Source organism: Paenibacillus sp. DMB20, from assembly GCF_000987955.1.
Classification (GTDB): Bacteria; Bacillota; Bacilli; order Paenibacillales; family Paenibacillaceae; genus Paenibacillus_AQ.
The window spans coordinates 114,123-125,880 of the sequence record NZ_LAZU01000053.1; the positions used below are offsets into that span (position 1 = coordinate 114,123).

Consider the following 11,758-nt stretch of genomic DNA (forward strand, 5'->3'; position numbering starts at 1 on the left):
ATGCTTTGAATAAGGAAACGAAAAACGTGGAATGAACAAAGCAGGGGAGGGTGTTTATCCGTGCAAACCTTGAAAGAACGAATGAGTACGTCCGGGCTGGACATTGCTTATGGCGAAACAGCCATCGTGAATAATTTGAATTTGACCATTCCGAATGGAAAAATAACGGCTCTGGTTGGCGCAAACGGCTCAGGAAAATCCACCATTTTGAAGACAATGGCCCGCATCATGCACCCCAAGGCCGGCGGCGTCCTGTTGGATGGACAGTCTATTCACTCGATGTCAACCAAAGATGTAGCCAAGCAGCTAGCCATTTTGCCGCAGAATCCGTCCGCTCCGGATGGATTGACGGTATCCGAACTGGTCGGATATGGGCGTTTTCCGCATCAAAAAGGCTTCGGTAACTTATCGGCAGAGGATAAGCGGATCGTTCATTGGGCAATCGAGGTAACGGGCTTGCTGGACTTTCAAGATCGTCCGGTCGATAATCTGTCGGGGGGACAGAGGCAGCGCGCATGGATTGCCATGGCCCTTGCCCAGCAGACGGACATCGTATTTCTTGATGAACCTACCACTTTCCTGGATATGGCGCATCAGCTCGAGGTGCTGCAACTGCTGCAGAAGTTGAACCGGGAAGAGGGCCGGACCATTGTCATGGTCGTGCATGATCTCAACCATGCATCCCGTTACGCTCAGCATATGGTTGCGATCAAGTCGGGTACCGTTGTGCGGGAAGCTCGCCTGCGGAAGTCATGACGAAGAAGGTGCTGCGGGAGGTGTTTTCCATCGAGGCTGACATCGTTCCCGATCCGCGAACCGGCGTGCCGCTCTGCATGCCGTACGAGCTTACTGCTGTTTCCGCTGCAGGCGCCAGCGCCTGACATTTTGAATCATATCGAGATATCGAAATCGAAAAAACAGTCCTTGGATCGTAGGTGTCCGTCTGAATCCTCAGATGCCTGCAGCCGAGGGCTGTTTTCTTGTCGTTCCAAATAGATCATGCAGATTAAGGGAATTATATAGGAAAGGTGAAAAATGGGATTGAATCCCCCGTTTGAGGGGAAATGAAAGATGATATAAGGGTTTCGCAAGACAACTTGTTTAAAGCAGGAGGGACGAAGGTGGCATCAGAAGGACAGCTTAAGAAAGAAATCGGACTTTCGGTAGCCTTGTCGATCGTAATCGGAACCGTTATCGGTTCGGGGATTTTCATGAAGCCCGGAGTGGTCATCGAGCATGCGGGCAGTTCGACTTGGGCATTGGCGGCCTGGCTGCTTGGAGGGCTCATCACGATAGCGGGCGGACTGACGATTGCGGAAATCGGCGTGCAGATTCCGAAAACCGGCGGGCTGTACGTATATATTGAAGAGGTGTACGGGAAAGTTTGGGGCTATCTGAGCGGATGGATGCAGACGATGATATACGGGCCTGCGATTATCGGTGCGCTCGGCCTGTATTTCGGACTTCTGTTTGCCAATCTTTTCTCTTTGTCGAAGGTTTGGTACGTTCCCGTTGGGATAGGCTCCGTTATCTTTTTGGGCGTTGTGAACAGCCTGGGGACAAAACATGGGGGTTCGATCCAGACCATTACGACCCTTGCCAAAATGGTGCCGATCGTTCTGATTGCGGTTCTCGGCGTCTGGATGGGCGACGAGCAGGTGCTCAGCGGCGGCGGTCCCGCGATGGACCAACTGGGCATGGGGGCGGCAATCCTGGCGACTTTGTTTGCTTATGACGGATGGATGCTGGTCGCTTTTGTAGCTGGTGAGATGAAAAATCCCGCCAAACATCTGCCGCTGGCCATTGTAGGCGGTTTGACGGTGGTTACCGCAGCGTATGTTCTCATCAATTTGGCTATGATGAAGGTGCTGCCGGCAGCGGACATCGTATCGCTGGGCACTGCATCGGCTCACCGGGTGGCCGAGATACTCATGGGCGGAATAGGCGCCAAAATCGTCAGCGTCGGCATTCTGATCTCCATTTTCGGTTGCCTAAACGGAAAACTGTTGACGTTTCCGCGTGTCCCTCTGGCGATGGCGGAGCGGGGGCAGCTTCCCTTTTCCCGCCGGATCGGGAAGATCCACGCCAAACGGGGAACGCCGGTGGCTGCCATAACGATGCAGATGATATTGGCCATTATCATGATGCTGCTTACCAACCCCGACTATTTGACGGAAATGGCGGTATTTGCGATCTATTTGTTTTATATCATGGCCTTTGCTGCCGTGTTTTTGCTGCGCAAACGAAACAAAGGTTTACAACGGCAGTACAGCGTTCCGCTGTATCCGCTGGTTCCGATCATGGCCATTGCCGGTTCCTTGTTTGTCGTCATCAGCACGCTGATCAATCAGCCGGCGGACACCCTGGTTGCGATCGGGATTACGGTAATCGGGCTGCCGGTGTATTATATCCTTCAAAGAAGAACTGGGCAGCTGCATTAAAAAGAGGCTGAGCACACATGGATCCGTCGTTCATCTAAATAAAGCACCGTCAAAAAAATGGACCGACGCTTATGCGTTCGGTCTTTGTCATGAAATAACAACGTATAAATTTTCACTATACTCCGCTTCTATTTCTCGCAGAAACGCTATCGGACCATAAAAAGGGCGTCAAAGCCGTTTCAACTTGCATCTGCTCTTTTACGGAACTTACGTTCGATTAAATATCAAAAAAATATAGCATTTCTTGAGGAATGCCTGCCCGCAAATAGAATTCGCCCATGGTTTCATCCGGCATCATCGACAAGTCGGACGTCAGCAAGGCAACGGCAAAACGGTTCGCCTGCCGCTCCAGCTTCCCGGGCGCGAAATAGGAATGCTCCTCCAGAAACAACCGGCTGATCCCTTTATGGAGCCTGTCGTGTCCCAGTTCGTGTGCGCATACAAACCGCTGCCATTCCGCCGGGAGACGGGAATGGATCACGATAAAACGCCGTCTGAGCTTGCGGAAATAAAGCCCTTTGGTCGATTTTCCAAGGTCCGCATAACGGATATGAATGCCTAAGGCGGCCGATAACTGAAAAGGACAGTTGGTATGGTGCTTTTTCACCAGCTGGCGGATTAAAGGTTGTACAAGATCGTCCATTGCGTTCACCTGCAACATATAATTTGGTCTGCGCTTCCATGCTCGATCATCGCCGCTTCTTGTTGCGTTTGTTCATCTGCTTGGCTTCCCAAAACAGTCCGGTTAACACATCCTTGATCCGCTGTTTATCTTCCTGATCAAGCGGGATGCCGTCAAACATCAGCTCGCCGTCGTCCTCCAGCATTTTTTTGAAATCGCGCTTATCCCTATAGGTTGCCCAATCCGGAATCTGTTCCTCTTCCAGGTTGTTTTCGCTGTCAAGGTATCCCGCCCTGCTCATCAGCTCCTCGTAAGAACTTCCCAGCGCATCCGCGATTTTGCGGATCGTGGGCGGTTTGGGGACTCCCCGCAGGCCGTTCTCGATCCGGGATATTTGCGACCCGCTGATCTCGGCTGCCTGGGCCAACTGATTAATGCTTATGCCGCGATGCTCGCGCAGCTCTTTTAAATACGAACCAAATGATTGCTCCACGTCCGGCCACTCCTTACCGTTACTCCATAGATAACTTCTTAATTCATAGTATAAACACACTTCACGTTGTTGCCAACAGGTAAGATAAAAGGGAGTATTGTTGCCAAAAGGCAAGAAAATGAGAGGAATTGTCCCAATTCATGGCATAAGCTACTCCATATCATAGTTTACGCCGATCACCAAATAGTGGTATATTAATGAAAAATACGAACAAAAATACGAACAACGATAAGAAGCGCTATGCTGCCAAATGGCAAAGTTAACAGCGAAAAAACCTGCAAAGGGGAGTGTATCGGATGAATTATGTTTTACCCGAATTGGATCGCAGAAAAACCCAATGTGCTGTTGAAGCGATATTCGAAAAGTATCGCATCTATAAAACGATAACCTTCGAGGCAAGAGAAACCAGCATGACGGCATCATATACCGAACGATTCCATGGCCCGACCAATGTGACTTCGGACCAAACGGCGAAGGTTGCCGTATATAATGTAGACGTTCCTGCGGCAAGAAAGCGGTACTGCGAAACCGTCGAATCGATCGTGGAGCGGCTTAGCGAGCGGGAGCAGCTGTTGGTGCGGGAAAGATACATGAAGCAAGACGACGTATATGATTACAAGGTGTATAACCATATTCTCGAACCGCCGGTCAGCAAGGACACGTATACCAAGATCCGCGCCCGGGCCTTTTATAAAATGGCGCTGGCCTTTGCGGACAGGGAGCTGCTGAAGCTGGACGAGCTGGAGAAAGCTTCGAAATGCAAATCGGTATGAAAAATGATAGAACGTGATTCTATATAAACCGGAGGACCTGAAGGTCTTCCGGTTTTTTCGTGGGAAGAGGAGATCGTTATTCTCAGGCCTGAGGATAACGTGCCCATACGGTAAATGAAAATGGTAAAAATACGAACATATGATCGTACTTTTTTCATCCCTTCATTCGCTGAAAGCTCTTCTTTATCCGTCCATTCATCCGTCAGCGCATCCGTTTCAGGGATGTAAGATTATATCATCGGGAATGAAGCAAAAGAGGACATACCGAAAACACGCGCAGTGTACTGCGAACCGGCCGGCGAAGGCCGGCTTTTTGTTTCGGAGAAGCTTTTGGCTCCATTCCCGTCTTACTACTCAATACGGAAAGGAGGGGCCGTGTTGCGGGAAGCAAGCGATTTGTATGCTTGGATCTCAGGTTTGGGGCAGCACGAAAGGAGCAATTAACCATGATGATTCAAAAAATGAAGGATGCTCTGACAGGCAGACTGACAAGCATTTTTCCTAACATTCCTCTGGTTTTCAGAGAGGATGCGGGGACAGTGCCGGAGGCTCCGTTTTTTCGTTCCGAACTGGCGCTGGCCGAGCTTGATCCAATCTCTGCCGATCGTTATGCGGCACGATTCCGCTTTCACATCTCTTATGTACCGGCGTCCGGCAGGCCTGTTCCGCTCATCATGGATGAAATGTTGGAAGGTTTGACCGTGATTCGGGTGGAAGAACGGCCGTGTCGGGCCACCACGGTAGCTTGGGAGCGACCGAAAGAGGGAACTGCAACGGGCGATGGATATTTTCGTGCAGAGTATGCGATCCAGATGACATCTGATCAGGAAGAGCCCGACGTGAAGATGCAAACATTGAAACAAGGAGGCGGATTGAAATGAGCAAAAAGGAAGCAACTCCAGTATTTCACAAGCACCAGTTGGCACAATCCAATCAATTCAATAATCGCGAGAAAGATGTGCTGAGCGCCATTCTTGAAGAGGGCAAAACGTATTCCGTACAGCAAGCCAAGGAGCAGCTAAAAACATTTTTGAAAAAGGAGGTCATTTAAAATGGCCGGAGGCGTATGGACAACACCGAATAAAGTAAGACCAGGGGTATATACCCAAATTTCTTCACAGGAGCAGCCTGTAGGACGCGTGGGCGATCGGGGAACTACCGCGTTGGCTCTTTCCTTGCCATGGGGGGAGCCCCATAAGATTTTGACTATTACACCGGGAACGAATCTGTTGGAGGTTCTGGGTTACCCAGTAACGGCTCCGCAACTTCTTGCCGTAAAAGAAGTTCTCAAGCGTGCAGGCAAACTGTTGCTTTACCGCTTGAATAGCGGCGTTCAGGCTGCAGGTACAACGTCGGGGCTCAAAGTAACCGCAAAGTACGGAGGCGAACGGGGCAATGACATTCAGATCGTGATCGAGAATGCCGTGGATGATCCCGGCAAGTTCGTGGTCAGTACCCTGCTAAGCGGCAAATCCATGGACAAGCAGGTAGTTTCATCCGCAAAGGAACTGAAGCCAAACTTGTATGTAACATTCACGCCTGAAACAGGAGAGCTGGCCGCTACGGCTGGTTTTGTCTTGACCGGAGGGGCGAACGGCTCCGTGACCAATCAAGAGCACGTTGACTTCCTTGCCGCACTGGAGGTTCAGGAATTCCAGACTGTTGGACTTTTGTCCTCGGATTCAACCTTGAAGCCGTTGTATACGGCCTACATCAAGCGTCTTCGTGACCAAGAAGGCAAAAAAGTCCAAGCTGTGCTCTCCGACTATCCTATGGCCGGGTATGAAGGCATTATTAGCGTGAAGAACGGCGTCATTCTGAGCGACGGGACGATTATCGACAAAGTTCAGGCGATTGCTTGGGTAGCTGGCGCAACGGCTGCAGCGGCTGTGAACGAGTCGTTGACTTATGATGCTTATGACGATGCGGTCGATACGGATATCCGCTTGAGCCATACTGAGCTTGAAGCAGCCCTTGTGGGCGGCGAGTTTGTATTCAGTTACAGCGGTGGCAAGGCAATCATTGAGCAGGATATCAACACCTTTACGGAGTTTACGCCGAGCAAGGCGCGCCATTTTGCCAAAAACCGCGTTGTTCGAGTGTTGGACGGGATAGCTAATGATCTGAAGCGTATTTTTGAACAATCTTTCATCGGAAAAGTGGATAACAATGTGGATGGGCGTACGTTGTTTTGGGCGGAATGCGCATCCTATTTTGCTTCGTTGCAGAATATCGGCGCGATCCAGAATTTCCAAGCTAATGAGGACATTATCGTAACGCCGGGTACCGAGGGTGACATCCTGTTTGTGGATATCAAAGTACAGCCGGTGGATGCAATCGAAAAAGTATACATGAAAGTGAAGGTGGTCTAAAATGGCATTTTTGCGAGCAAACGATACGATTTCTGGACAAGAGGGCAAGGCCTCGTCAAAATTGGCGATCGCATGGAGGAAATGTTCTATATTAAGACATTGGAGGCCACGGTAGAAAAGGAAAAAGCCGAGCTGAAAACGATGGGACAGCGCGCCGTTCAACATAAAGCCATTGGCTGGAAAGGGACGGGCACGATGACGATTTATTATGTGACCACCCTGTTCCGTCAGCTCATGATGGAATATATCCAGTCCGGCCAGGATGCTTATTTCATGATCGAGGTTCGAAATGAAGATCCGGGTTCGTCAACAGGGCGCCAGGTGGTTATTCTCGAAGGCGTCAATCTGGACAGCGTCATTATGGCATCCCTGGATACGGAAGCGGAGGCTCTGGAAGAAGAAGTTGCCTTTACGTTTGAGAATGTTCGGATTGAAACACCGTTTACCCCGTTGGCATAATCATAAACTTTTACTGAGGAGGAAGAAAAATGAGCGATTTTAGTATGTTTTTTGCAGGTCAGTCCTCGGCAGAGATCACGGAGCAATTCGTGGTCTCTGTTCGTTTTAAAGATGCGGAAGGTAATCCTGTGCCATGGAAGCTGCGCAGTATTACGGAAGAAGAGAATCAAGAGTGCCGTAAAGCAGCAACCCGTAAAGTAAAAGGCAAGAACGGCATTTTTACGCCCGAAGTCGATCCCAATGAATATATGTCGAAACTGATCGTGGCAAGCGTGACTTTTCCCGATTTGAAAAATAGCGAGCTGCAAAAATCCTATGGCGTATTGGGAGCGGAATCACTCCTTCGTAAAATGCTGCTGCCCGGAGAATTTGCGGCGCTTGGCGAGCGCGTACAGGCATTAAACGGTTTCGACCGTGATATGAACGAACTGGTTGAAGAAGTAAAAAACTGATTAAAGAGGGCGACGGTGAGGCGAACTATGCTTACTACGCCCTCCACGAGCTGCATATTCTTCCTTCTCAGCTTATGGCGATGTCGGTCCGGGAACGGGCCGCCATCTATGCCATGATCTCCATGAGGGTGGAGAAGGAGAAGCGCGAGCGGATTCGGAAGCGGTAATAGATTTAAATGAGGGGGTGAATGTATGGGGACGGTTAAGGATGCATTGTTTCTAGCAGGTGTTTCTATGAAACAATTAGGAGCGTCTATAGATAATGCGATGATTACGCAGTTCTTTCAAATGGAAAAAGGTTTTAGTAAGGCTACATTAAAGATACAACAGGCTGCTGAAGCTCAAAATAACTTGAACGTTGAAGTTCAACAAGGGGAGAAGCGGGTCAGTAAGCTCAGTAGTGCATTTAATTTAGTAAAAGGAGCCTTTAACAACCTGAAATTCGCAGCTGAAGTAGCCATACTGCCTGCCGCTAAGGAACAAGCGGTTGAGGACCTGTTTAAGATCAAGGTAGGGAACCCGGAAGTAGGAACGGCCATGTTTGAGAAGATCAAACAGGATGCCCTAAAGGCCGGTATGGATGTCAATGCTTCATTAAATAACGCGCTTTCGTTTATGTCGATGACACAAAACTCGGATCAAATTGCGATGCTGAACGGATTTGCCGATCGTCTTAGCAAGCTGTCTCCAGGAGGCAAAAGTTCCGGAGATGCCACGGCTGCGATTATGAGTGCTATGAATGGGGATACAAGTTTACTGACTAAAAATTTCAATATCCCTAAACCTGATCTTGGACAGTTTTCAGCCGAAATCGCTGCTTCAAAAGGGAATTTTGATGCTTTTTTGGTATCAATGGATCAACTCTTGCAGAAATCCGGGATAACCCAGGAATCCTTAGGAACGATGATGGACTCCCCGATCAATAAGTGGCAGATGCTCTTGGGTAACGTAAATAATTCATTTACACAGATTGGCGGCGGTGCTCTTGATTCATTAGTTCCTATACTTGATATGCTCAATGCTGCTTTTCAGTCGGGAACTTTCGATCCATTTATTAATGCTCTATCTATAGGATTATCGTTGATCGCACAAGGATTCTTGTGGGTTGCGGAAGCCATTCCTCCAGCGTGGGAGTTTATTAAGGCGGCCATTGTAGGAGTTGGGAACACGATCTGGAATCTAATAACGATTTTCTTTGGTTTGATGCCGGTAATTGCTTTTGTAGGTGCGCTGTTAGCGGTTTTAAATGCCGGATTTATTTTCGGTCAAATAAAAGCTTATGCTTTTGCTGCTGCCCAATCAGCGTTAGCGACATGGACAAAACTGTTGGCTGGAGCCCAGAGAATTTTAAACATGGTTCTGAATGCTAGTCCAATGATGCGAATTATTTCTCTAATCATTGCCATAATCGGAGCAATTGGAGCCTGGCAAGTAGTTACAATGGGCATTAAAAAAGTCTTCAGCAACGCTTTCGGCTTTATCATGGACATTGCGGAAACCGCCGTGAATTTTGTCATTGGTGTCATTAACGGACTGATTAAAGGCGTGAATGCCGTATCCGGATTTTTTGCCAACCTTCTGGGTATCGAAGCCAATCAAATTGCCGAAATCGAGTTCAGGGCGGATTATTCCAAAATTAAAGAACAAGGTCAGGACTTTATCGAGAATTTCTCAATGGACGATTTGAAGAAGAAATTCATGCCGGATAAGAACGCGGCACAGGAAGATCTGCTTAAAGGTTGGAATGAGGGCAAGACAGGAAAGGATGTCGCTTATACAGAAATGGGATCTCCATCCCCGGCGGCGGTCAGTGCTATGACTCCAATGGCTCCAAAGACGCCAGCAATGCCAAGCGCCCCGATGCCGGTTGCTCCTATGGGGGGCAGCATTGACTCGATCGGAAAAGTCGACAACTCGGTTGATGTGGCGAGCGAAGATCTGAAAGTCATGCGTGATCTAGCTGAGGTGAATGCGATCAGCAACATGATCACATTAACGCCAACCGTGCAGATGACGACAGGAGACATCAATTCCGGCGCGGATCTGGATACGATCATGTCCAAGATTAACCGTACGCTGGAAGAGCAGTTTGTGTCCAGTGCGGAAGGGGTGTACTTATAGCATGAGCGAATATGGAATGTTTCTAAGCTTTAACAATCAGGAGGAAGTATTCCGGTTTCCCGTAAATCCCGAAAAGGTTGAGGTCAAGGACAATGGGGAAAGCAAGTCCTATACCGTTCCAGGTCTGGGTGAAATCAATGCGATCCTGCACCCTAAGCTGACGGAAATTTCATTCAACAGCTTTTTCCCGGGACGGGTTTATCCATTCGTGCATCGGGATGCCAAGGGCGACTTGAAACTCCCAATCGATTACGTGAACAAAATCAAAGAGTGGATGGAGAGCGGAAAGCCTGTCCGCTTCGTCCTGACTGGACTTGTTCCCGATCCGCTGAGCGGCACGGATAAAGGAAATGTCGTGCGGGGAATGAGAACATTCGGTATCAACATGGCCGCTTCCATCGAAAGCTTTGACTGGAATACGGCTTCGGGCTCGCCGGAGGATATCGAGTTTTCGATTACGTTAAAACGATACGTTTTTTTCGGGGCTCGCAAGGTCGTACCGGTGAAGGGGAAAAAAGCTGCTTCCGTTCAGAAGAAGATAAGACCGGATGATCGGAAAAAGCCTGCAACCTATACTGTGGCGAAAGGCGACTCCATGTGGAGTATTGCTCAAAAGCTTCTTGGCAGCGGCTCCCGACACGGAGAAATTCAGAAGCTGAACGGAATCAAGGATCACGAGGTTCGGAAACTGGCCGTTGGCCGGGTTCTGAAAATTCCGTAAGGGGGTGGTCATGTGATTGAGATCATGCTGGACCGGAAAAACGGAAGCGCGTGGGATCTCGGACAAGTTGTTACCGATATCACATGGAAAACAAGCCGTCAGGCGAAGCCGGCAAGCTGGATATCACTTACGTGGATCACGGGCTGGCGCAAAGCACAAAGTTTGATGTGGAGAACGGGGATATCATTCGTTTTCGTAAAGACGACAAGAATCTTTTTTACGGATATGTCTTTTCCAAAGAATGGGGCGCTGACGGAGAGGTCAAGCTGCTTGCCTATGACCAGATGCGGTATCTTTCAAGCAATGATACGTACCGTTTCAAAAACGTAAAAGTAGAAGACATTATCCGCAAAATCGCCAAGGATTATAATCTGAAAACGGGCAAGCTGGCGGATACCGGCTATGTAATTCCTTCCATGCTGGAGGATAATAAAAAATTGATCGATACCATTTCTAAAGGACTCGATGCGACCTTAATGGCTACTGGTCAATACTACATGTTTTATGACCTGTTCGGGGAATTAACGCTGACCAATATTAATGACATGCTGCTGATGCTTGCGGTTGGGGAAGAAAGTCTCATGACCGATTTTTCGTACAAAAAAAGCATCGACAACGAAACATACAACCGGATTAAGGTTGTGAGGGACAACAAAGAAACGGGTAAGCGGGACGTTTATATTTACCAGCACGGACAGAATATTGCCAAGTGGGGTCTCCTTTCCCTGTATGAAGTCGCAGATGAGAACATGAACCCCGCTCAGTTGAAGGAGCTTGCCAAGAACCTGCTGAAATTGAATAACAGGGAGGAGCAAACCCTGTCTGTTGAAGCGATTGGGGATAGCCGGGTTCGTGCGGGCCATACGATTTACGTCAATCTTCCGGGAGAAGGGCTAAAACCGTATTTGATCGACGAGTGCACGCATAAGTTTTCAGGCGGAGCGCATACGATGTCACTGAATATGAAGGTGGTGTAACGACTGATGCTGGATATTATCAAAAAAGCGAGCCTGAGCGCCGTCAGCAACACGAATCCCATGGCCGTGCTATACGGTACCGTAATTTCCGAAAATCCTCTTGAGGTGAACGTGGACCAGCGTTTTAACCTCACGGAGGATTTTTTGGTTGTGGGGGAGTCTATGACCGAGTACAAGCTCTATATTGCCGGCGAAGAGTATGTCATCCGTCAGGGATTAAAAACGGGAGATACCGTTCTGCTTGTACGTTACCAGGGCGGTCAGACATATCTGGTATTGGATAGGCTGGTGAAGCCGTCATGATTCCGCAGGGAGGAACGTTATTGC

Annotated in this window: 11 protein-coding genes and 3 pseudogenes; 12 read left to right on the plus strand and 2 right to left on the minus strand. The window is 48.9% G+C overall.

What is annotated here, in order from left to right:
* Positions 1-81: 81 nt before the first annotated feature.
* Positions 82-881, plus strand: a pseudogene (locus XI25_RS28470) (ABC transporter ATP-binding protein).
* 240 nt (positions 882-1,121) lie between these two features.
* Positions 1,122-2,441, plus strand: coding sequence for an APC family permease (locus XI25_RS28475; RefSeq protein WP_046681220.1), 1,320 nt, complete (start codon positions 1,122-1,124; stop codon positions 2,439-2,441).
* Between the two features lie 217 nt (positions 2,442-2,658).
* Here XI25_RS28475 and XI25_RS28480 read toward each other — a convergent pair whose 3' ends face one another.
* A complete protein-coding gene (locus XI25_RS28480) occupies positions 2,659-3,084 on the minus strand; it encodes an ImmA/IrrE family metallo-endopeptidase (protein ID WP_046681454.1) in 426 nt (141 codons plus the stop codon).
* A 46-nt stretch (positions 3,085-3,130) separates the two neighbouring features.
* Positions 3,131-3,556, minus strand: a complete 426-nt coding sequence (locus XI25_RS28485; protein ID WP_046681221.1) for a helix-turn-helix domain-containing protein — start codon at positions 3,554-3,556, stop codon at positions 3,131-3,133.
* Between the two features lie 296 nt (positions 3,557-3,852).
* Between XI25_RS28485 and XI25_RS28490 the strand changes: the two genes are divergently transcribed.
* From XI25_RS28490 to XI25_RS28530, 10 genes and pseudogenes are all read left to right on the plus strand, one after another.
* Positions 3,853-4,329 carry an ArpU family phage packaging/lysis transcriptional regulator gene (locus XI25_RS28490; RefSeq protein ID WP_046681222.1) on the plus strand — a complete coding sequence of 159 codons (477 nt, stop codon included), beginning with the start codon at positions 3,853-3,855 and terminating at the stop codon, positions 4,327-4,329.
* Positions 4,330-4,775: 446 nt separating this feature from the next.
* Positions 4,776-5,210: a phage tail terminator family protein gene (locus XI25_RS28495; protein WP_046681223.1), complete on the plus strand. Its 435-nt coding sequence runs from the start codon at positions 4,776-4,778 to the stop codon at positions 5,208-5,210.
* The gene (locus XI25_RS33830; RefSeq protein WP_200901492.1) at positions 5,207-5,380 is read left to right on the plus strand and encodes a hypothetical protein; all 174 of its coding nucleotides are present in this window, start codon (positions 5,207-5,209) and stop codon (positions 5,378-5,380) included. Before XI25_RS28495 ends, XI25_RS33830 begins: the two co-directional genes overlap by 4 nt.
* A gap of 1 nt (position 5,381) precedes the next feature.
* Positions 5,382-6,701, plus strand: a complete 1,320-nt coding sequence (locus tag XI25_RS28500) for a phage tail sheath family protein (RefSeq protein ID WP_046681224.1) — start codon at positions 5,382-5,384, stop codon at positions 6,699-6,701.
* 1 nt (position 6,702) lies between these two features.
* Positions 6,703-7,160 (plus strand): annotated as a pseudogene (locus tag XI25_RS28505) (phage tail tube protein).
* Between the two features lie 29 nt (positions 7,161-7,189).
* Entirely contained in the window at positions 7,190-7,612 is a 423-nt protein-coding gene (locus XI25_RS28510) for a phage tail assembly chaperone (protein WP_046681225.1), read from the plus strand.
* Between the two features lie 192 nt (positions 7,613-7,804).
* Positions 7,805-9,733 carry a hypothetical protein gene (locus tag XI25_RS28515; RefSeq protein ID WP_235440484.1) on the plus strand — a complete coding sequence of 643 codons (1,929 nt, stop codon included), beginning with the start codon at positions 7,805-7,807 and terminating at the stop codon, positions 9,731-9,733.
* A gap of 1 nt (position 9,734) precedes the next feature.
* Positions 9,735-10,454 carry a LysM peptidoglycan-binding domain-containing protein gene (locus XI25_RS28520; RefSeq protein WP_046681226.1) on the plus strand — a complete coding sequence of 240 codons (720 nt, stop codon included), beginning with the start codon at positions 9,735-9,737 and terminating at the stop codon, positions 10,452-10,454.
* Positions 10,455-10,466: 12 nt separating this feature from the next.
* Positions 10,467-11,431, plus strand: a pseudogene (locus XI25_RS28525) (XkdQ/YqbQ family protein).
* 6 nt (positions 11,432-11,437) lie between these two features.
* A complete protein-coding gene (locus tag XI25_RS28530) occupies positions 11,438-11,734 on the plus strand; it encodes a DUF2577 domain-containing protein (RefSeq protein ID WP_046681227.1) in 297 nt (98 codons plus the stop codon).
* The last annotated feature ends 24 nt before the right edge of the window (positions 11,735-11,758 follow it).

Excerpts from the sequence above, each read along its gene's own strand:
- XI25_RS28530 (WP_046681227.1), top strand. The coding sequence starts at position 11,438 with ATGCTGGATATTATCAAAAAAGCGAGCCTGAGCGCCGTCAGCAACACG.
- XI25_RS28520 (WP_046681226.1), top strand. The coding sequence starts at position 9,735 with ATGAGCGAATATGGAATGTTTCTAAGCTTTAACAATCAGGAGGAAGTA.
- XI25_RS28515 (WP_235440484.1), top strand. The coding sequence starts at position 7,805 with ATGGGGACGGTTAAGGATGCATTGTTTCTAGCAGGTGTTTCTATGAAA.
- XI25_RS33830 (WP_200901492.1), top strand. The coding sequence starts at position 5,207 with ATGAGCAAAAAGGAAGCAACTCCAGTATTTCACAAGCACCAGTTGGCA.
- XI25_RS28490 (WP_046681222.1), top strand. The coding sequence starts at position 3,853 with ATGAATTATGTTTTACCCGAATTGGATCGCAGAAAAACCCAATGTGCT.
- XI25_RS28510 (WP_046681225.1), top strand. The coding sequence starts at position 7,190 with ATGAGCGATTTTAGTATGTTTTTTGCAGGTCAGTCCTCGGCAGAGATC.
- XI25_RS28495 (WP_046681223.1), top strand. The coding sequence starts at position 4,776 with ATGATGATTCAAAAAATGAAGGATGCTCTGACAGGCAGACTGACAAGC.
- XI25_RS28480 (WP_046681454.1), bottom strand. The coding sequence starts at position 3,084 with ATGGACGATCTTGTACAACCTTTAATCCGCCAGCTGGTGAAAAAGCAC.
- XI25_RS28500 (WP_046681224.1), top strand. The coding sequence starts at position 5,382 with ATGGCCGGAGGCGTATGGACAACACCGAATAAAGTAAGACCAGGGGTA.